The sequence below is a fragment of the Cycloclasticus sp. genome (genome assembly GCF_019090545.1).
Taxonomy (GTDB): Bacteria; Pseudomonadota; Gammaproteobacteria; order Methylococcales; family Cycloclasticaceae; genus Cycloclasticus; species Cycloclasticus pugetii.
In genome coordinates this window covers 42,382-64,998 of the sequence record NZ_JAHRVT010000008.1, presented here as the reverse complement: position 1 = coordinate 64,998, position 22,617 = coordinate 42,382, and the positions used below count along the sequence as shown (strand labels likewise).

Annotated in this window: 14 protein-coding genes; 9 read left to right on the top strand and 5 right to left on the bottom strand. The window is 40.5% G+C overall.

The features are described from left to right. Positions 1 to 132 precede the first annotated feature (132 nt). The 7 genes from KUG63_RS01615 to KUG63_RS01585 are packed head-to-tail and all read left to right on the top strand — an operon-like array spanning position 133 to position 12,754. Positions 133 to 1,965: a thiamine pyrophosphate-binding protein gene (locus KUG63_RS01615; protein ID WP_287553809.1), complete on the top strand. Its 1,833-nt coding sequence runs from the start codon at positions 133 to 135 to the stop codon at positions 1,963 to 1,965. A gap of 2 nt (positions 1,966 to 1,967) precedes the next feature. Further along, complete coding sequence (locus KUG63_RS01610; RefSeq protein WP_287553808.1) at positions 1,968 to 2,795, top strand: citryl-CoA lyase; 828 nt, start codon at positions 1,968 to 1,970, stop codon at positions 2,793 to 2,795. Continuing rightward, positions 2,792 to 3,592 (top strand): hypothetical protein, encoded by an 801-nt coding sequence (locus KUG63_RS01605; protein WP_287553807.1) that lies wholly within the window; start codon positions 2,792 to 2,794, stop codon positions 3,590 to 3,592. The genes KUG63_RS01610 and KUG63_RS01605 overlap by 4 nt, the downstream gene beginning before the upstream one ends. 50 nt (positions 3,593 to 3,642) lie before the next feature. Further along, on the top strand, positions 3,643 to 5,718 hold the full coding sequence (locus tag KUG63_RS01600; protein WP_287553806.1) for a TonB-dependent receptor plug domain-containing protein: 2,076 nt from the start codon (positions 3,643 to 3,645) through the stop codon (positions 5,716 to 5,718). 58 nt (positions 5,719 to 5,776) lie between these two features. Then, a complete protein-coding gene (locus KUG63_RS01595) occupies positions 5,777 to 6,748 on the top strand; it encodes an ABC transporter substrate binding protein (protein WP_287553804.1) in 972 nt (323 codons plus the stop codon). Then, positions 6,741 to 11,204, top strand: a complete 4,464-nt coding sequence (locus KUG63_RS01590; protein WP_287553802.1) for an EAL domain-containing protein — start codon at positions 6,741 to 6,743, stop codon at positions 11,202 to 11,204. The genes KUG63_RS01595 and KUG63_RS01590 overlap by 8 nt, the downstream gene beginning before the upstream one ends. Before the next feature lie 26 nt (positions 11,205 to 11,230). Then, positions 11,231 to 12,754 carry a fumarate hydratase gene (locus KUG63_RS01585; protein WP_287553800.1) on the top strand — a complete coding sequence of 508 codons (1,524 nt, stop codon included), beginning with the start codon at positions 11,231 to 11,233 and terminating at the stop codon, positions 12,752 to 12,754. Between the two features lie 67 nt (positions 12,755 to 12,821). Here the strand turns inward: KUG63_RS01585 and parC are convergent, their stop codons facing one another. Then, positions 12,822 to 15,065 carry a DNA topoisomerase IV subunit A gene (gene parC / locus KUG63_RS01580; RefSeq protein ID WP_287553798.1) on the bottom strand — a complete coding sequence of 748 codons (2,244 nt, stop codon included), beginning with the start codon at positions 15,063 to 15,065 and terminating at the stop codon, positions 12,822 to 12,824. 9 nt (positions 15,066 to 15,074) lie between these two features. Continuing rightward, entirely contained in the window at positions 15,075 to 16,961 is a 1,887-nt protein-coding gene (gene parE, locus KUG63_RS01575) for a DNA topoisomerase IV subunit B (protein ID WP_015006237.1), read from the bottom strand. A gap of 211 nt (positions 16,962 to 17,172) precedes the next feature. On the opposite strand from parE, the gene KUG63_RS01570 reads away from it, so the two are divergent. After that, positions 17,173 to 19,764 (top strand): bifunctional diguanylate cyclase/phosphodiesterase, encoded by a 2,592-nt coding sequence (locus KUG63_RS01570; RefSeq protein ID WP_287553795.1) that lies wholly within the window; start codon positions 17,173 to 17,175, stop codon positions 19,762 to 19,764. 16 nt (positions 19,765 to 19,780) lie between these two features. On the opposite strand, the gene KUG63_RS01565 is transcribed toward KUG63_RS01570, so the two are convergent. The 3 genes from KUG63_RS01565 to KUG63_RS01555 all read right to left on the bottom strand — a co-directional run bounded on the left by KUG63_RS01565 (position 19,781) and on the right by KUG63_RS01555 (position 22,185). Continuing rightward, positions 19,781 to 20,362, bottom strand: coding sequence for a DUF3501 family protein (locus KUG63_RS01565; protein WP_073022924.1), 582 nt, complete (start codon positions 20,360 to 20,362; stop codon positions 19,781 to 19,783). Between the two features lie 16 nt (positions 20,363 to 20,378). Beyond that, positions 20,379 to 21,704 carry a heterodisulfide reductase-related iron-sulfur binding cluster gene (locus tag KUG63_RS01560; protein ID WP_015006240.1) on the bottom strand — a complete coding sequence of 442 codons (1,326 nt, stop codon included), beginning with the start codon at positions 21,702 to 21,704 and terminating at the stop codon, positions 20,379 to 20,381. A gap of 61 nt (positions 21,705 to 21,765) precedes the next feature. Further along, complete coding sequence (locus KUG63_RS01555) at positions 21,766 to 22,185, bottom strand: rubrerythrin family protein (protein WP_015006241.1); 420 nt, start codon at positions 22,183 to 22,185, stop codon at positions 21,766 to 21,768. 205 nt (positions 22,186 to 22,390) lie between these two features. Between KUG63_RS01555 and KUG63_RS01550 the strand changes: the two genes are divergently transcribed. Beyond that, complete coding sequence (locus KUG63_RS01550) at positions 22,391 to 22,615, top strand: exodeoxyribonuclease VII small subunit (RefSeq protein ID WP_015006242.1); 225 nt, start codon at positions 22,391 to 22,393, stop codon at positions 22,613 to 22,615. Positions 22,616 to 22,617: the final 2 nt, after the last annotated feature.

Here is a 22,617-nt window from a genome sequence, read left to right as displayed (position 1 = left end):
TTCTCTTCTCCCAAAATTAAGGCTTTACAAACAGGGACAATTATATTAATTTTATTAAACTTAATATAATAATTTAAGTTAATCTACTAACTTATTGATTGTTATGTATTTAAAAATCCAATGGAGAACCGGATGAGTTTAACCCTAACACAAGCAGTTCCACAAAATGAAATCGCCACATGCGAGCTTCTCCTCGATTATTTAGAAAAAATTGGTGTTGAATATGTTTTCGGCATTCCAGGGGGTGCTATCGAACCACTCTACAATGCCTTAGCTAAAAGTGAGAAACGTGGCGGCATAAAAGCTATCACCGCTAGACATGAAACAGGGGCTGTTTTTATGGCCGACGCCTATGCAAGAAATACCGGGAAACTAGGTGTCTGCTGCTCCACTACCGGCCCAGGTGCAACAAATATGATCACCGGTGTTGCCTCTTCTTATGAAAACAACACCCCGCTACTCATTATTACTCCTCAGACATCGCAGGATAAAGTTGGCAAAAAAGCCATGCAAGAGTCGGGAGATACTGGAATTAACGTTTCAGGTATGTTTCACTTTTTCACTAAATACACCAGCTACGTTACAGATGTAGAGCAGTTTGAGCACAAACTTGTATCTGCCATCATGTCTGCTTTTAGCAACCCTGGTGGACCGACGCATCTGAGTATTCCTGCTGATATTCTAAAAAGCAGTGTACCCATTAAACAAACAAAAACTAATATAGATAATTTATTACGCCGACCGGTTTTAAAAGACGAGGAAATCATACAAGATCTATTAACTGAACTCCGTCATTCAAAAAAATTTATTTTCGTAATAGGTGCTGGTACAAAAAACTGTAGTGGTTTAATCGCCCAATGCATTAATGAACTAGACATCGAATTTGTAGCTACGCCAGATGGTAAAAGCTTCATTAACCCCTATCACCCATCCTATAGGGGTGTTATCGGCTTTGCGGGGCATAAAAGTGCTAATAGAACCCTTCAAAACGAAACGGTAGACACTGTAGTTGTTATAGGCTCCTCACTAGGTGAGTTTACAAGTAACGCATGGGATCAATTAACATTACTGAATAATAAGCTCATACATATTGATGATAATCAAGAGAATTTCACGAGGTCTTCAATGGCCAAATTACAAGTAAGCGGCCATATACCTACAATATTAGAAGCCATTTTAGAAAATAATAAGACAAGATTCCCTGATAATACTGAGAAAACTCCTGATAAATCACTTATAGATAAAACTAAATTTTTCACACACATACAAAGTGATAACCAAAAATTGATGCACTTTGAATTTGATGAACCTAATAAAACCACTGATGCATCTACACCATTAAAGCCACAATATTTGATGACACAGCTGACCCGGCTTTTCCCCCCTAACACTCGCTATTTAGCAGACACTGGAAATAATCTCGCTTGGTCTATTCATTACCTCAACCCGTATGACAGGCGCTTCACCAAACGCAGAGTAACAAAAAGAGGGGAAGAGGATAGACGTTCTGAAAGTGCGGGACTATTGCAAATATGTGCAGAGTTCTGCTCAATGGGTTGGTCAGTTGGAAGTGCTATTGGTACTTCGCTCGCGCACCCAAGTGACCCTGTCGTTTGTATTGTCGGTGACGGAAGCTTCCTCATGTCAGGTAACGAAATAACAGTCGCGCTACAGGAAAAATTAAATATTATTTTTCTTGTTATGAACGATCAGCACCTTGGTATGGTTAAACATGGTCAACGGTTAAATAAATCAGCTGATATAGCCAACACATTACCCAATATTAGTTACGCTTTAATGGCATCAGCCATGGGCATCATGAGCCATACCATTGAAACAGCCGATGACTTACTGCAACTCGATACTAATAAAATTTGTGAACGCAAAGGGCCTACTCTACTGGACATTAGAATAGATGCAGAAGAAGTTCCTCCTATTGCTACGCGCTTAAAAGGAATGAAGTAACAATGGAACAAGAAAAAATAAATACTAAAATTTGGTTTGAAGAAGAAGAACCTGATAACCCATTTGCCGCCAAAGCTTCTTATTGTTCTGGTTACAATGTTTATGGTGATTTATTGGGTAAAATCTCTTGGTCCGAATACATTTTTTTATTATTTAAACTTGAAAAACCCTTACCCTGGCAATCTGAACTATTAGAGGCTATCTCTATTGCTATTGCCAATCCGGGCCCTCGTGATTTAGGTGTCCGTGCTGCTATGAATGGTGGTGTAGGGGGTTCAACCGCCGCTTCCTGTTTAATGGCCGCCTTAGCACCCAGTGCTGGCAAAAATGGAGGGGCAAGGGAAGTTTATCAAGTGATGCGCTTATGGCAACAGTGTGAATTTGACCTCCCACTTTGGCTACACGAATTACCTAACTACCAAGATGAAGTAGAAGTAGAAGTGTGGCCAGCTAGTGAACACACCCCTGGCTTTGACCCATATGGGGCTAGTTGTGCCACCCCCATTTTACAAACATTGGATCACTTAACGTCCATATACTCTGACGGAGCTCTTGCCTACCTATCAACTAACCGTCAGATATTTGAAAAAGCTGCTGATGCGCCATTAGGCATGACTGGTGTCATAGCCGCAGCCTTCACCGACTTAGGTTTTACGGATGAACAAGCAGAAATGCTATACCTTTTGCTTCGCCTTCCTGGCGCTGCAGCACACTCACTTGAACAAAAAAAACTAGGCTGGCGTAAATATCCATTCTTTGGCAATGGTTTAACCCTCACCAACGACCCTGGTCCTTTAAACTCTAACCAAACATTCCAAGACAAACTATGAAAGGTCCGATAACACTTAAGCAGGCTGAAGATAATTGGCAGACCGATATTGGTGCAGCTTTTGTTGGAGAACGTGTCGTTTATAGAGGCAAAGACTTATTTACAGAACTTAATGATATATCTTGGTTTAAACATTTCATTTTTGGAATCACAAATAAAATGTTTTCAGACAATGAAATTAAGTTGATGGAAAAAATATGGTCTCTAACGATTAGTTACCCCGACCCAAGAATCTGGAATAATAGAGTTGCGGCCATTACCGGAACATCAAGATCTACTGGTGCACTTGCAACAGCTGCCTCAACAGCTTGTTCAGAAGCAAACATCTATGGAACTAATGCAGGTTACCTCGCAATGGATTTCATTATAAGGGCGAAAGAAGCGGTAGATAATAATGAAAATCTTATTAACTTTACCTTGGAAGAACTAAAAAGAAAACGATCAATTCGAGGTTATGGTCGTCCTATCGTTAGGGCTGATGAACGAATTGCGCCAATACTTAATGAAGCTAAAAAACTAGGTCTTGGAGATGGACCTCATCTAAAGTTAGCTTTTGAAATAGAAAATATTTTAACGAACTCTAAATACCGACTTTCTTTAAATGCTGCTGGCATTGATGCTGCCCTAATGGCCGATATTGGCTTTACTAGGCAGGACCATTATTACGCAACAATATTAGGTTTTTCCGCTGGTATTATTCCTTGCTATATCGATTCTATTAGCCAAAAAGAGGGGACTTTTTTCCCTCTTCGTTGTCGACGACTCCATTACACAGGTCAAGATGTAAGAAACTGGTAATTTTAAAAATATCAACTAATCTTATAATAAAACAATAATTTGGTTCATCCATGAAAAAAACTCTTGCTTGGTTGCTGCTAACTTTTCTCTTCACCTTTGGAGATAATTCATTCGCTTTTGATGAAGGCAGTAATGCATTAGCTGACATTTATGGCGATGAAGATTACATTTATATCGCCACTGGGCGAAAACAAACAGTATCTCAGGCACCAGCTGTTGCAAGTATCATTACTGCTAAAACCATTCGTCAAATCGGTGCACGTGATATTGATGAAGTATTGGAAACGATACCAGGCTTGCATGTCTCTTATACTGCTGGCGGATACAATCCTATTTATCAAATACGTGGCATTACATCTGCGGTAAACTCTCAAGTACTCCTGCTAATCAATGGAATACCTATCACAAATATTTTTGCAGGAGACCGTTCCCAAGCTTGGGGTGGTATGCCAGTTGAAAACATCTCTCGTATCGAAGTTATCCGCGGGCCTGGCTCTGCAATATACGGTGCAGATGCGTTCGCTGGAACCATTAATATCATTACTAAAAACTCTACTGAAATTGATGGACTAGAAATAGGCGCATCCGCTGGGAGTTTCGATGAATACCGCGGCTGGATACAATACGGCGGGGCGAAAGCAGGTTGGAATACGGCTTTCTCTGCTCAAGTTATGGATACACACGGTCAACACGAAAAAGTAGGAGCAGACATCCAAACAACCCTGGATACCATTACTGGAACCTCTGCCTCTTTAGCGCCAGGTAATATTAACTTGGGACGCCGCTCATTGGATACTCGACTTGATCTCTCTAAGGCTAATTGGCAATTACGCTTAGGATATCAAGCTAGGAGAGACGGCCAGGTAGGTGCAGGGCTTTTTCAGGCACTTGACCCCGTTGGTGAAGCAGATGCTGATCGTTATAATGCGGACGTTACATATAAAAACACAAGTTTCTCAGAAAATTGGGACTTTAAAGCTCAATACAGTTTTTTTAACAGCATCACTCAATCCAACTTAGTATTGCTCCCACCGGGTGCTAATACCACCGGAATTCCGAGCCATACGTTTCCAGATGGTGTTCTAGCGAAGCCCGACATATACGAGCGCCATAACCGCATTGACTTATCGACCTTTTATACCGGCCTAAAAGATCACGATATTCGCATTGGTACCGGCTTCCACCATCAAGACCAATACAAAATTGAAGAAAAGAAAAACTATTTACCTTTTGGCCCTGCTTTAATTCCTCTTGGCGGACTTGTTGATGTCAGTGACACGACCCCTTTTAACCAAGAAAAAACACGTAAAATTTACTATGGGTTTATACAAGATGCATGGGACTTTGCTCCTGATTGGACTTTAACTGCCGGCCTACGCTACGACCATTACTCCGATTTTGGCGACACATTTAACCCACGACTGGCCTTAGTTTGGCAAACCAGTTACCGCTTAACCAGTAAGCTTTTATATGGACGCTCTTTTCGTGCCCCTTCATTTGCTGAACAATTTAATATTAATAACCCTGTTGCTTTGGGCAACCCAGATTTAGACCCTGAGATTATTGATACCTATGAGATAGCCTTTGATTACAATGCATCCAACAATCTAAAATTTAGTTTTAACTTGTTCTACTACGAAATGGAAGACATTATACGTTTCGCCCCTACAACAGCCAACAATACAGGTAAACAAACTGGGCACGGCTTAGAAATGGAAGCAAACTGGAATGTAACAAAGAAGCTTTCCATCTATGGTAATTATGCTTACCAGTCTTCTGAGGATAAAGACACTAATAGCGACGCCGCAGACGCCCCTCAACAACAACTTTATCTAAGAGCCGATTATGACATATCGCCCGTGTGGTCAATCAACTCTCAACTAAATCATGTCCGTGATCGGCAACGCGCTGCAAACGATTTTCGCTCTAACATAGGCAATTACACGACCATAGATTTAACGTTACGTGCTAAAGGACTTAGCCCTGACATAGAGCTTGCTTTATCAGCTAGAAATTTACTTGATGAAACAGTTAAAGAGCCATCCGAGGCCCCCGGAAACATCCCTGGTGACCTGCCCCTTGCCGGTAGAGGTTTTTTTGTTGAATTGAGAAAATCTTTTCATTAAAGCAATAAGGGTCATCGAAAAAATGGCACTAAACAATAATCAGGGATGATTAAACAACATGATATATTTTAAGATATTTTATAGTACCGCTCTACTTGTCATACTTTTTTATACAACGACAATACTTGCTGATGATACATTAGAGTCTAGCACTACCTTCAACATCACCGTTGTTTACCCTGATGTTAGAAAACCTTATAGTACACTTTTTGAAACTATTATTAGTGGCATTAAGGAACAAACTAAATTAAACGTACAAACACAATTAATGGATAACTCAATGCAGGAAACAGATATCCTAAATTCTCTTAGACAAGAGAGGCCAGACGCCGTTATTTTATTAGGTGGCAGCAGGCGAGCACTACAAGAAAAAATAAACTCTCTTTATAAAACAACCTATGGTGCATTATTTCTTTCTGACCATGATATAGATAATGGTCGCTATGGCATTTCTATGACCCCAGACCCCACTCTTCTCTTTTCTGAATTAAAAAAAATACAACCAACGGTCAAGGAAATTCATGTTGTTTTTGATCCAAAAACTAATGGTTGGTTAGTTCAAAGGGCCATTGAAAGTGCCACGAACACAGGAATAACCGTCATTCCATACGAAGCCTCAAGTTTGCAACAAGCGGCCCTAATCTATAAAGAGATTGCTCGCAATAATGACCATACTAACAGTGCTTTATGGCTTATACACCATGATCCCACCTTTGATAGTAAAAGCTTATTACCACGAATTTTATCGGACGCTTGGAAATATCAACAAGTCGTCATATCCACTAACCCCTCACATGTACGAAGAGGGGCTTTATTATCACTACTTCCAGATAGTCAACAAATAGGAAGAGATTTAGCCACCACCACAGTTCGATTATTAAGTGGGCAAAAAGCATCACCTGTTACGCCAATGCAGTCATCCCTAGTTGTTGCGAACCTTAGAACAGCCAAACATCTTCCAAACACCATTCGTTTAGATCAAAAAACCAATTTTGCTTTGACCTACCCAAGAGCCTCAGCAAATGATTAAAACGTTTTACAAATTTTTAACACAACGTAGTTTTAAAAACCTCCTAACGACAACCTACTTTATTGGCATCATACTTTTAATATCCATTGCCACTTTAATCACCTCCAATTTATCGTCTAAAAGTGTTCATGACAGCCTTAATCAAACTGGACTCCAACTTGTTGAGTCATTAGGAAATAACAGTCGCATCGCCCTTCTCTATCTCAGTCAAGATGAAGCTGAATTAGTCGTAGAATCAATCCTCTCCTTCCCGGATGTTAAAGCAGCAGGGATCTATGATGACAAAATGCAAGTAATCTACCAAAGTAGTGACCTGTTAAGTGCAGGCCCTAACACCTTGCCAGTAGAATCAACGTCTTTAGATTATGAAAATGAGCATGAGTGGAGCTATAGCTCACCTGTTTATAGTACGCTCGATGAAGAAACATTACTTTATTCAGATAGTGAATTTAGGCCAGAACTTCTAGGTTACGTGCGCCTAACGGTTGGAAAAAATGTACTCAGGTCGCTTAAAAGTGATTTTTATAAGTACAACTTAATGGTGATAGGTAGCTTAGCCCTATTATTATTGTGGGCTCTTTTATTCATCACAAAACGTATTAGCAAACCAATCGATAATTTAGCTAAAAATATGCTAAATGCTGCTCAAGGCAAGCGAACTGAACGCAAAGGTATCGGTAGCACAGAAGACATTATGCGCATGGAACAAGCCTTTACAGACATGATGCATATTTTGGAAAATCGTGAACAAGAACTCATTACTACGCGTGACATCGCTATTGAGGCAGCTAAAGTCAAAAGCGAGTTTGCCGCCAATGTCAGTCATGAACTGAGAACGCCTTTAAATGGTATTTCAGGCATGCTAGAACTATTATCTGATATGGACCTTAACGTCCAACAGAAAGAATACCTAAAGGTTGCCTCTAGCAGCGCAAATTCATTACTAAGCCTTATCGATGATGTTTTAGATTTTTCCAAATATAACCAACAAGATGTCGACTTACACGAAGAATCGTTTAATTTACGTAACACGTTGGAAAACTCCATTACCCTACTCAGCGCTCAAACTCAGCACAAAAACATTTCTATCGCCTATTTTTTAGATGCCGATGTACCTCTTCATCTAATTGCTGATGAGTTGAGGCTCCAACAAATCATACAAAATTTACTCGGTAACGCCATTAAATTCACTCCGGCTGGTGAGGTGAGCATTTCTATCTCAACCTCAGCATTGAATGAAAACAACCTAACCTTATTATTTGAAGTAAAAGACACCGGCGTTGGTATCCCTCAAGAAGTTCAAAATAAAATTTTCACTGCCTTCTCTCAAGCCGATAACTCTACTACTCGAGAATATGGTGGAACAGGCTTAGGGCTTGCCATCAGCCGACAGCTAGTCACTATTTTTGGCGGTGAAATGGGCGTAAAAAGCAAAGTTGGTAAAGGCAGCACTTTTTGGTTTACTGCTAATTTTACTGTCGACATGCAAGCCGAAGCCTTTGAACTATCAAGCACTCAAATATCACCCACTCAACCTAATGTTTTAACGGTTAGCGATGATGATTTTTCTCACCGTTTTATCGTTCAACAATTTCAAGCATCACCTTTTCATGCTGACCATGTCACTGATGGGATGACAGCTATAAAGAAACTGCGTCAACACGAAACTTTATCAAAGCCTTACGATTATATTTTAATTGATAATCTTCGTTCAAACATTAGCCAAACAGCCTTAATTCGTATGATTAACGCTGACCATACTTTAGCCAACACAAAGATAATTGTCCTCATCGCTAACCAGTCAAGTCAGCTTAATGCAACAAAAGAGCTCAACGTATTTGGGCATATTACTAAACCAATTAAACAATCTGATTTATTATTGCATTTACGCTCAACCGTTGAATCAAAACCAACATTATTACCTGAACAGCAAGCACTCAAAGAACCCCTACCAGACTATTCATTTAAGAAAATTCTTGTTGTTGAAGACAATAAAGCGAATCAACTGGTTGCTAAAGCCATGCTAGAACGCTTCCACTGTAATGTAACCTTGGCTAACGATGGTCTTGAGGCATTAGAGCTTTTTTCCAGCCAGTCCTTCGACCTTATTTTGATGGACTGTCAAATGCCAGAGATGGATGGTTATGAAGCAACATTCCAAATACGTGAACTTGAAACTGTCGACAAACACACACCTATCGTTGCACTAACAGCCAACAAACAAAACGCTGACCGAGAACAATGTATCGCGGCGGGAATGGATGACTTCATGTCAAAACCATTAACACTGCCCACATTAAAAACCACCTTACAGAAATGGGTTACGCAAGAAGCTGCACAAACCAACCCTATCGAGGACAGTGAAGACAAACCTCTCATACAAACAGTCTTGGATGAAAAAACATATTTAAAACGGCAACAAAACCTTGGAGCTGAGTTCAAAACTACTTTACAGTCTTTCCTTGAGCAAACCCCTCTCAGCTTATCCCGCTTAACAGATAGTGTCTCAAAGCTCGATAGGATTGCTATAAAACGTCTTGCTGAATCTGTTAAAAATAGCGCTTTCGATATTGCTGCACTACGCCTTTCACAAGCCTGCAAGAAATTAGAAAGTGCTTGTGATGATGGAGAAGCTAAATTTCTAGGCCTTCAACATAAAATAATTCTATTTGAGGCTGAGTTAGTTATCAAAGAAGTCTCTATAAGACTAAACAACAGTGAGACTGAAAACCCAGTCGTCAGTCAACACCTTAACCCTGCTAGGGTTTTATTAATAAACGCTGACAAAAGAGACCGCTTTTTAATCAAAAATGCCTTGGAAGATAGTGGCCACAATGTAGATGAAGTAATTAACAATTATCAGGGGATGCTTTATTGCGAACGAAATAAACCTGATATCGTTATTTTAAATCATGATTTATCTCATGATGACATTGAGCTTGTCAAAACGTGTGAGGTTTTTAATAGCAGCGGTATTCCTTTCACTATCACCTCAAACTTAGAGAGTGAAACCTCGATTAATAATGCATTTAAAATGGGAGCACTCGATTATTTTTCAACACCATTAAACTTGTCTCTTTTTATTCATCGGATTAATCGAATATTAGCCACCAAACAAACTGAAAAACAAATATTTAACTTAGCGCATAAAGATCATTTAACAGGCCTAATGAACAGGTCTTTATTTACTAAGAAAGTTTCTGAGCTGATCAACAAACACGAGCGCGAGCATAAAATAATGGCCGTTATTTTCCTCGATTTAGACCGTTTCAAATTAGTCAATGATTCCTATGGCCATGAAGCCGGCGATTTACTGCTTAAAATTGTTGCTGAGCGCCTCTCAAGAAGTGTTAGAGATGTCGATATCATTTCAAGGTTTGGTGGTGATGAATTTGTTGTCGCTTTAACCGATGTTAAATCACATCAAATAATCGAAACCCTAGCACGTAAAATACAAAACAACCTCTCAAGGCCCTTTGTTTTCTTAGAGAAAGAAATGCACGTTAGCGCCAGTCTTGGCATCAGTGTCTATCCAAGTAGCGGCAAGACGGTCAGTAACCTGATAAAGAACGCCGATATTGCCATGTATTTATCCAAGCAATCAAAAAGCCCTTACGTCTTCTTTGACGATACGATGTCCGAGAGCATTAACCAACGTTTAGTCATAGAAAATGAACTACGTAATGTTATTTTACGCGATGAATTAAAGGTTTTTTATCAGCCACAATTTAGCGCCACAAACGGCGAGCTTATCGGTATGGAAGCCCTCGTCCGCTGGCAACACCCTAAAAAAGGCCTAATTCCACCGAATAACTTTATCGGTTTAGCTGAAGAAACAGGGCAGATTCATATGATTGGCGAGTGGGTTATGGAAACAGCCTGCAAAACGTTAAAAAACTGGATTGACCGAGGGGCAAAACCAATTAGAGTTGCCGTTAATTTATCTACACTTCAGCTAGAAGATGACGGCATCGTAAACAAAATATCGTCTATTCTAGAAACCACTCAGCTTCCACATAAGCTTCTTGAATTAGAAATCACTGAAAGTTCCGTTATGAATAACGAACAACTGATGATTGAAAAGCTAAACACATTAAAAGAGTTAGGTATCAAACTTGCCATTGATGACTTTGGAACGGGCTACTCTTCTTTAAGTTATTTAAAACGTTTGCCAATTAATTTATTAAAAATTGACCGCTCATTTGTTAATAACTGCCTGCTTAACTCAATAGATTCTGACATTATACGGACGATTATTATTTTGGCTCACAGTATGGGTATCGATGTCATTGCAGAGGGAGTTGAAACAGAACAGCAAAGCACACTTCTAAAAAGCCTCAATTGTGATTTCGTACAAGGCTATTTATTTGGCAAGCCAATGCCTAGTGAAGAGTTCGAAAAGCTTATTTTCAACAACGTAAGAGATAACGTATACCCGATCACTTTGTTACAATAAGTTTTTTAACCAAACAGGGTGTTTTAATGACCATTATCAAACAAAATGACCTTATTGAAAGTATCGCAGCTGCTTTTCAATTTATCTCTTATTATCACCCAAAGGACTACATTCAAGCGTTAGGTCAAGCGTATGAGTTAGAAGAGTCACCCGCTGCAAAGGATGCAATGGCACAAATTCTTCTTAATTCACGCATGTGTGCGATGGACCACCGGCCCATCTGTCAGGATACCGGTATAGCAAATATATTTTTGGAAATCGGCATGAATGTCCAATGGGACAGCAGCATGAGCGTCGAAGATATGTGTAATGAAGGAGTAAGACAAGCTTACCTCCACCCCGACAATGTATTAAGAGCCTCTATCGTCTCTGACCCATTAGGCGCAAGAAAAAACACAGGCGATAACACGCCCGCCGCTATTCACATGAAAATAGTGCCGGGTGATACCGTCAGCATTCATGTTGCCGCTAAAGGCGGTGGCTCTGAGAATAAATCTAAATTTGTCATGCTGAACCCGAGTGACAGCCTAGTAGATTGGGTACTTAAAACGGTACCTACCATGGGGGCTGGCTGGTGCCCACCTGGCATTTTAGGTATTGGTGTTGGTGGCACTGCGGAAATGGCCATGAAACTAGCCAAAGAATCGTTAATGGAGCATGTTGACATTCAAGAGCTTAAAGACCGTGGCCCCAGCAATCGTGCCGAAGAACTTCGCCTAGAGCTATACGAAAAAGTTAATGCTCTCGGTATAGGTGCACAAGGCCTTGGTGGTTTAACAACAGTGTTAGACGTAAAAATCAACCATATGCCCACACATGCCGCGTCTCTACCTGTCGCAATGATTCCAAATTGCGCGGCAACTCGTCACGCACACTTTGTTCTCGACGGATCTGGCCCATCCTATATAGAACCACCCAAGCTTGAAGATTGGCCAGAAATTGCCTGGGCACCCGATGCAAAAACTAAACACGTTAATCTGGATACTGTCACTGAAGAAGAAACGCATACTTGGCAGCCTGGCGACCGTCTACTGTTAACTGGTCACATGTTAACCGGCCGCGATGCTGCACATAAGCGCATTGCTGACATGTTTGCCAAGGGTGAAAAGTTACCAGACGGTGTTGATTTCAAAAATCGTTTTATTTACTACGTTGGCCCAGTTGACCCTGTGAAAGATGAAGTTGTTGGTCCAGCAGGCCCAACAACAGCAACCCGTATGGATAAATTTACCGAGATGATGCTCGATAAAACCGGCTTACTGGGTATGATTGGAAAAGCTGAACGTGGTCCTGATGGTATTGCCGCCATTAAAAAACATAAAGCCACCTATTTAATGGCTGTTGGAGGCGCTGCTTATCTTGTCTCTAAAGCAATAAAAGAAGCTAAAGTTATCGCTTTTGATGACTTAGGAATGGAAGCTATCCGAGAGTTTTATGTTGAAGACATGCCCGTAACCGTAGCGGTCGACTCTACCGGTGAATCAGTACATAAAACAGGCCCTACTTTATGGCAATCGAAAATTGCTGGTATTCCGGTCGTTAGTGAATAAAAAGTTCGACACAAAAAAAAGCCAAGCTTATGCTTGGCTTTTTTTTGTTTTCTCTTTTTTCTATCACTTAATTCTTGTTAAGTAATTCAATGGAACCTGGGTTTTGAAAACCACGTGGTAATTTAACACCACGCTGGGCCCGTTTTCCTTTATAAGCCTCTAAATCAGATAATTTCAAATTAATATGTCGTTTACCCGCATTAATACGAATAGCTTGCTGCTCATTGACCACACAAAAACCGATCACTTTATCATCCCCTGATTTTAAATCTTTAGTCGGGATTTGAATCAGCTTATTTCCTTTACCGCGGCTTAATACCGGCACTTCACTCACAGGGAATATTAATAACCGGCCTTGTTTACTGACAATCGCAACCCAGCCCTCTTCAGCCTCGTATAACGCTGGTGATAGTAGCTTTGCACCTTCTGGTATTGTTAATAAAGCCTTACCTGCTTTATTTTTAGTTTGTAAGTCATTCAGATTTGTAACAAAACCATAGCCAGCATCAGATGCCAGCATAATATGCTCATCTACACCTGCAATAACATCCGTAAACATAGAACCGGCAGGTGGTTTCAAACTACCGGTGATCGGCTCGCCTTGCCCACGTGCTGATGGCAACCCATGAACTGGTAAGTTATATACCCTGCCTGTTGAGTCTAAAAAGTAAACCCAGTGATTGCTGCGGCCTTTTGCCGATGCTAAGTATTCATCACCTGACCTAAACGTTAAACTCTTTGGGTCAATATCATGGCCCTTAGCGGCACGAACCCAGCCTTTTTGTGAAATAACAACCGTCATAGGCTCATTGGGAATAAGCGCTCGCTCATCTAACGCCTGTGCTGCTGACCGATTGACAATCGGCGAGCGCCGAACATCTCCATACAATTGAGCGTCTGCCTGAATTTCTTTTTTAACCAATGTCCGCAAACGTTGTTTTGAGCCTAGAATTTTTTCTAACTCATCACGCTCCTTCGTCAATTCTTCCTGTTCTGCACGAATTTTAAACTCTTCTAACTTTGCTAACTGACGCAATTTAATCTCAAGAATCGCATGTGCCTGAACATCAGTAATATTAAATTGCTGCATTAATGCATCTTTAGGATGATCCTCTTCTCGAATAACCCGAATGACTTCATCAATATTTAAATAGACAATCAATAATCCATCTAAAATATGTAAGCGATCATTTACTTTATCTAAACGATGCTCCAAACGTTTTCTAACGGTTTCAAGCCGATAAGTTAACCACTCCGCTAATAATACTTTCAAGTTTTTAACTTGCGGTTTTCCACTTAAGCCGATTACATTGAAATTGACACGGTAGGTTCGCTCTAAATCGGTTGTTGCGAAAAGGTGCGACATTAATTGCTCGACACCAACTCGTTTAGAGCGCGGCACAATAACTAATCGTGTTGGGTTTTCATGGTCTGACTCGTCTCGTAAATCTTCTACTATAGGTAGCTTTTTGGCACGCATCTGTGACGCAACTTGTTCCAGCACTTTCGCCCCAGATACTTGATATGGCAGCGCAGTCACAATAATTTGACCCTGCTCCATTTCATAACGCGCTCTTGCACGTAGACCACCTGAGCCTTTTTCATACATTGCACGAATCTCATCACGCGACGTGATTATTTCGGCCTCTGTCGGAAAGTCCGGTCCTTTTATATGTTCCATCAGCGTATCGATATCTGCCTTTGGTTCATCCAATAGGCGGATACAAGCGCTCGCCACTTCATTTAAATTATGTGGCGGTATATCTGTGGACATCCCTACGGCAATCCCTGTCACACCATTTAATAATAAATTGGGTAAGCGTGCGGGTAACAACTTAGGCTCTTGTAAAGTGCCATCAAAATTATCGGTCCACTCAACCGTGCCGTGCCCTAACTCGCTCAACAAACTGTTTGAATAAGGCGCTAAGCGTGATTCTGTATAACGCATCGCCGCAAAGGACTTTGGGTCATCTGGTGAGCCCCAGTTTCCTTGCCCATCTACCAATGGGTAACGGTAAGCAAACGGTTGCGCCATGTGCACCATCGCTTCATAGCAAGCGCTATCACCATGCGGATGGAATTTACCCAGTACATCACCCACTGTTCGCGCTGATTTTTTAAATTTTGCGTTATTAGATAGGCCTAATTCAGACATCGCATAGACGATACGGCGCTGAACAGGTTTAAGACCATCTGCGATATGTGGCAATGCACGGTCTAAAATAACGTACATAGAATAATCCAAATACGCTTTTTCAGTAAATGTTTTTAATGGCAGCGTTTCAATGTTTTCAAAAGATGTTGTCGTCATAATGTTCTCTTATATATCTGCCAAATTACCACTTTCTTCTAACCATGCTTTACGGTCTGAAGCACGTTTTTTTGCAAGTAACATATCCATTTTGGCATGGGTTTGATCACCCGATGTCATATCTAGTCTCACTAAGCGACGTGTATCCGGGTCAAGTGTAGTCACCCGAAGTTGAGCAGGGTTCATTTCACCTAAGCCTTTGAAACGCTGTACATTAATTTTGCCTTTTAATTTTTCAGCCGCAATACGATCTAACACACCTTCTTTCTCGGCTTCATCTAGGGCGTAAAACACCTGCTTACCCACATCAACTCGGTATAAAGGCGGCATCGCCACATAAATGTGCCCTGCTTCGACCAATGCCGAAAAATGCCGAACAAATAAAGCACATAACAGAGTGGCAATATGTAGCCCATCAGAGTCCGCATCGGCAAGAATGCAAATTTTATTGTAACGTAAGGATTTTAAATCTAAGGAGCCGGGCTCCACACCGATTGCTATTGAAATATTGTGTACTTCTTCCGAGGCTAAAACATCAGCAGGGTCTACTTCCCAGGTATTTAAAATTTTTCCTCGTAACGGCATAATAGCTTGAAACTCACGATCACGCGCCTGTTTAGCAGAGCCGCCTGCAGAGTCCCCCTCAACTAAAAATAGTTCAGAACGATCGGAGTCTTGGGATGAACAGTCTGCTAATTTTCCTGGCAAAGCTGGGCCGCTGGTCACTTTTTTACGAATAACTTTTTTACCCGCACGTTGCCTATTTTGTGCACGTTGAATAGCAATCTGGGCAATTTCTTCACCTATAGCGGGGTGTTGATTTAACCACAGACTAAAACTATCTTTAGCCGTTCCCGAGACAAAAGCTGCACATTCTCTAGATGTCAGCCTTTCTTTTGTTTGGCCTGAAAACTGTGGGTCTTCTAACTTGATAGATAGCACATAATGACAGCGCTCCCAGACATCATCTGGCGTAATTTTAACCCCGCGCGGGAGTAACGATTGGAATTCGCAGAACTCTCTGACCGCTTCGGTCAATCCTGTGCGTAAACCATTAACATGCGTACCACCTTGTGATGTAGGCACCAAGTTTACATAACTTTCAGTAATCCCTTCACCGGCATCGGTTGACCAAGCAACTGCCCACTCAACCGATTCGCGTTCGCTACTCGCACCCGACACAAAGCCTTCTGGCGGCAATAAAGTTAAATGTTTTAATTCACCTAATAAATAATCGGTTAGGCCATTTTGATAAAACCACTCTAATTTTTCAGCATTGATTTCATCCTTCAAATAAATATGCAAACCAGGGCAAAGGACGGCTTTGGCTCGAAGTACATGTTTCAACTTAGATAACGAAATCACAGCCGAGTCAAAATAAACAGGGTCTGGCTTAAAATGAACAGATGTACCGGTGTTTCGCTGTCCTACTGTTCCAAGCTCTGTCAAATCTGCTACTTTGATACCATTCTCAAAAGCCATGTGCCAACGCTTACCAGTACGCTTAACTTCCACATCAACCCGAGATGACAACGCATTAACCACAGAAATGCCGACGCCGTGCAAACCACCAGAAAATTGATAGTTTTTATTTGAAAACTTTCCGCCAGCGTGCAAACGGGACAGAATTAATTCGACACCTGGAACACCATGTTCTGGGTGAACATCCACTGGCATCCCTCGTCCATCATCGTCAATTTTGACCGAGCCATCTTTATATAAAGTTACGACTATTTCACTTGCAAAACCCGCAATTGCTTCATCGACACTATTATCAAGTACCTCTTGTACTAAATGATTAGGTCTAACCGTGTCGGTATACATCCCCGGTCTTTTTTTAACTGGGTCGAGCCCCGTTAGGACTTCAATGTCAGAAGCTTCGTATTGACTATTCATAAACTGGGTTAATGACTCGTTAAAGTATAAATGAAGGCCGGATTCTAACCATTAAGTCTAATTCTAACAAGCTCACATGCCGGCTTATAATCATAATTGCTGGCGCGAATGATCACACCTCTAATTGATTCAAATGTTCACTTGAATAATAAAGGTTTTGAACTAGTATACATTGATAAAAAAAATTATTAACGTTAGGGAGATAGTTGTTTTGAAGGATAGGAATGAACTTTTTAATAAAATCCATGACACTCTGAAGTTGCCTCTGTCCGGATATCATCAACTTACAAAGTCACTCGAGTTAGTTCTAGAGTACTTGGAGGTAGATCGTTGTTCATTACTCTATCCTTGTACAGCCAATGCTTCAACACATATGATTCCTATTGAAGTAACCACAGCCAACTACCCTGGTGCCAATAAATTAAAAACCGACCTCTCAACAACCTCACTTTTTAAGCATATTAGCCAAACTGTTGAAAATACAACCGAGCCGGTCTCCTTTGACCTTAAAAATATCGAGTCAACTCAATTATCAAAGGTATATAAAGACTTCTCTATAAAAGCACAAATCGTTAAGCTTATTGAACAGGCTAATGGTGAAAAGTGGGGTCTCTCACTTCATCAATGTAATTCAACACGGATTTGGGACGCTGAAACGAAAGATATAATAAATACAGTCGCCGAGATGATCCGCCCTATTCTTTCAACGCTTGTAGATATTCCAACACTCTTAAGTCTTGTTGAGTCTGCAACAGAGGCGATAGACAATTCCTCATTGCCGCAAGTGCTATACAACATGGATAGGGAAATTGCTTATGCTAATGAAGCCTATTGCCAATTGCATAAACGCGATTTAAATGATTTGCTACACCAGCATGGTAAACAATTTTTCTCCGAAGAAGAGCACGATAGGTACGATCAGCTTTTTGACGATATTTTAAAATACGGTAACGCAAACAATAATAGTACAAAAACCACAGGGGATGGTGAAACTATTCACACCGAATTTCACGGCTCCTTATTGAATTATAATGGTAGCCGACACTATCATGTTTCGCTCTATGACCAGACCGAAAAAATTAGAAACCAGCAACAACTCCAATCATACAGTGATATCCAACACGCTATTATGGAAGCCAGTGATGACGGTATGCTGGTCGAAGATACTGATAGAAAAGCTATCGCCATTAACCAGACTTTTTTTAATACCTTTGATATTCCACCCAGCTTACTAAAAGAAAAGAACAACCAAACACTAGAAATGTTAAAGGCTGGCATGGATAAAATGCAAGACGCTGAAAAGATCGCGCAAAATGTGTTGTCCTTAAGCCCTTCTTCAGAGGTTAAGACATCAACACTCATTTATTTAAAAAATGGCACGATATTAGATTTAGCGTCTTTCCCTTTAATTCACGACAAGACCATCAAAGGGCGTGTTTGGTACTTTAAAGACATCACAGAAAACACACTACTTACACAAAAGCTAGGCTTCGAAGCAACACATGACCCCCTAACAAAACTCGTTAATCGTCGTGGTTTCGATGAAGAACTTAGTCGCTCTATTAATGACTTAAAAGACAGTAATGCCGTTCATGCTTTACTCTACCTTGATTTAGACCAATTCAAAATAATCAATGATAGTAGTGGCCATGCAGCAGGAGATATGGCACTTATTGAAGTCAGTCAATTACTCTTAAAACAAGTCCGCTCGGCCGACCTGCTCGCAAGAGTAGGTGGTGATGAGTTTTGCATTTTATTAAAAGACTGCCCACCCGATGCAGCTCATGCATTAGGTGAACAAATCAGACAAGATATCGAAGACTTTATTTTCATATCCGGCGATAAAGAATATAACCTAGGCGTCAGTATTGGCATTGTTACCATTGATAAGAGCTTTAATTCATATGAAGATGTTCTCAAACTGGCTGACACATCGTGTTACCTTGCTAAAGAGGCAGGGCGTAACCAAATTCACATCCACACGAATGCAGATCAAGCAGTTGCGTTACGATTACAACAAAATAATATAGTCAGTCAAATAAATGATGCACTTAAGGCCAATCGTTTCGAGTGTTATGTACAAAAAATACGCACTGTTTCTAACGAAGACTCCAATACCAAAAATACGCTCTCAAATTATGAAGTATTGGTTCGTATGCTCGATGCAGATGGCAGTATTATCGCACCCAATGTGTTTTTGCCTGCTGCAGAACGCTATAAGTTAATGTATAAAATTGATCATTGGGTTATAAAAAACTCGATTCAGGCAATGGCAACCATTCAAGAGCAAGTCGACTGGTTTAGCATCAATCTATCAGGGCAGACCATCGCCCACCAAGGTAGCTTTGAGCTCATCAAAAAGTGTATCGATGACGCCAACATCCCTCCCCAAAAGATTTGTTTCGAAATAACTGAAACAGCCGCGATTACTAACCCTGAGTTTGGAGTGAGTTTCCTAAATAAATTACAACAACTAGGTTGCTTAATTGCCTTGGATGACTTTGGCTCCGGTCTATCATCGTATGAGTACCTCAAGCGATTGCCCGCTGACATTCTTAAAATTGATGGTCAATTTATTCAAAACATGCTCTACAATCCTTTGGACCTTGCGATGGTGAAGTCTATTAACGAAATTTCACACATCATGGGGAAAAAGACTGTAGGAGAGTTTGTTGAAAACGAAGCAACGCTCAAAAAAATGAAAGATATTGGGATTGATTTTGCACAGGGCTTCTATCTTGATACCCCAAAGCCTCTTCGCACCATACTAGAAGCCCACCCCATGCAAATCACTCTAGAGTAAACGTAGCGTTTACTTATTAATCCAAATCACTCGCCAACGAGTTTCGTATATTATCAGGCACCGTCACCTCATGTTTATATGCTGGGTGATCAACACCTGCATTAATAATCGCACCGTTTTGCACCGCTTCCACCATCGGTTGGGTCAACTCAAAGCGTAAAAAATGAACGGAAGATGTTTTCTCATTCGTTTCACGTTCTAAGTCTTCATTAGCAATGGGGTAAACCTTATCAAAACCCGCTACTTGAACCCACGTCGCACGTTCAATACCAATCATTTTTTCCAGCGCCACTTTACGATCACCAGCATTATCAAACTGAATCATCATTGTTGCTTTCCAGTTTTGCCCGTCAGGAATCAATGGGTTATAGGTTTCAATTTCTTCGATAATGCCCGCCGAGTCAAAGATTTTTTCGGCACGTAACATTTCTTGAACCTGGTAGCGCATGGTTAAATAGTCTTCAAAATGTAGGCTGACATTCTCCCCGATTCGCACTATTCGATTAAGTTTATGAGCACGAACCTTTTGCCTATATTCATCACGTTTATTCGAATACTCTTCAAGACCATACAGTTCTTCTTTAACTAGCTTTTTCATTTTCAACCTCTAATGTTCAAATGCCGTACGCTTGCTTTAGCAAACTAATAGGGCTCTTTACGTTTGACTCATCTTCCAAGCCACTTGCAATGTGATCAGCTGCCATAGGGCAATCGCTTGAAAACACATCGGCTTCAGCCTTTTTCACTCGGTTTACAACCGGCTTTGCAATTTTTTTAGCTATATCATGGAACTCACTTTTTAGCGCATACGTTCCATCATGCCCAGAACACCGTTCTATCGCATTTACTGATGTATTTGGAATTAACTCTAATACCTCTTTCGTCTTTAATCCAATATTTTGAACCCGTAAATGACAAGCAACTTGATAAGAGACCTGCCCTAATTCACCTTTAAATTCTGTTTTTAATAAGTTCGATTTATGGCGAAGCATCAAATACTCAAATGGGTCGAAAATAGCATCACGCACTTTTGCTACATCTTCATCATCTGGAAACATTAACGGCAACTCTTGTTTAAACATCAACACACATGATGGCACAGGGGCAATTACATCCCAGCCCTCATCAATCAATTTAACAAGTTGTGGAATGTTATTGTTTTTTAAACGCTCTACCTCTTTAAGATCACCCAGTTCAAGCTTAGGCATACCACAACAGTTCTCTTTACTTGCCATCGTTACCGCAACATTATTATGCTCTAGCACATCAACCAAATCATTTACTAAATCTGGTCGATTATAGTTACCATAACAGGTGGTAAAAATAGCCACTTTTCCGGTTGTTTCTCCGCAAGCTTGCACACCCGAAGCATCATGTTTTTGCTGGGCAAATTTTTTCCTTGCTGTTTCGGTATGATAGGCTGGGATAACCGCTTCGTTATGAATCCCTAATTGGCTGTCTAAAACTCGTCGAATTGTCTTGTTCTGGTTCGCTGCATTCACCACATTAACAACGATGGGGATAGACGCTAATTTACCAATTCTATCGGTAGATGTAATTAATTTATCGCGTTGTTTGACTTCATTTTTTTCAAACTTAACGGCCTTCGCACGAAGCATTAAGTGTGGAAAATCCAAGTCCCATTCATGAGGAGGCACATAAGGGCATTTTGACATAAAGCACATGTCACATAGATAGCAATTATCGACCACATCCCAATAGACTTTTTTATCGACGCTATCGAGTTCCATTGTTTCTGACTCATCAATGACATCAAACAATAATGGAAACGCATTACATAAATTAAAACAACGACGACAACCATGACAAATATCAAACACACGATCTAATTCGTTGAATAAATTAGCCTCATCGTAAAAACTAGCGCCTTTCCAATCTATTGGATGCCTTGTGGGGGCCTCTAAGCTGCCTTCTCTCATTTATTTATCTCCAAAAAAAAGGAGAGCACATGCGTACCCTCCTTTTGATCTAAATCAACACTTAAGCGTTTAAGCTATCTAACGCTTTTTGGAAACGATTCGCGTGTGAACGCTCCGCTTTTGCCAGTGTTTCAAACCAATCAGCAATTTCATCGTGACCTTCGTCACGTGCTGTTTTTGCCATACCTGGGTACATATCAGTGTACTCATGCGTCTCACCGGCAATCGCTGCTTTTAAGTTATCTTCAGTTCCACCAATTGGCAGACCTGTTGCTGGATCACCAGTTTCTTCTAAATATTCTAAGTGACCGTGTGCATGGCCTGTTTCACCTTCTGCAGTTGAACGGAAAACAGTAGACACATCGTTATATCCTTCGATGTCTGCTTTGTTTGCGAAGTATAGGTAACGACGGTTTGCTTGTGACTCACCAGCAAACGCATCTTTTAAATTCTGTTCTGTTTGAGAACCTTTAAGTGACATAGTAATTCCTCTTAATTAAGTTGAATGATATCAATTCTACCTTTAGACTGGGTCTAATAGTAAGCTCAAGATACGTTACCATCTATTTGATGTCAATATGATTACTTCGTGCTAACTAACACGACAAGCATTTTAAAAAAATAGTGCCCCTATCCAGTCTAGTTAAGGTAACGTATTTCCTTTTACAAAATCAACGACAAAACTAATGGCCAAAGCAAAAAAACTCGATTTAGAATCATCACTTCAATCCTTAGAAGAACTTGTTGACCGTATGGAAAATGGAGACTTGAGTCTCGAAGAATCACTAAAAGAGTTTGAATTAGGCATCAAGTTAATTCAATCCTGTCAAAAGTCACTTACAGACGCTGAACAAAAAGTTGAAACTCTATTAAACAGCTCCGCCTTGGCAAAACCCGTCGATTTCGATTAAAT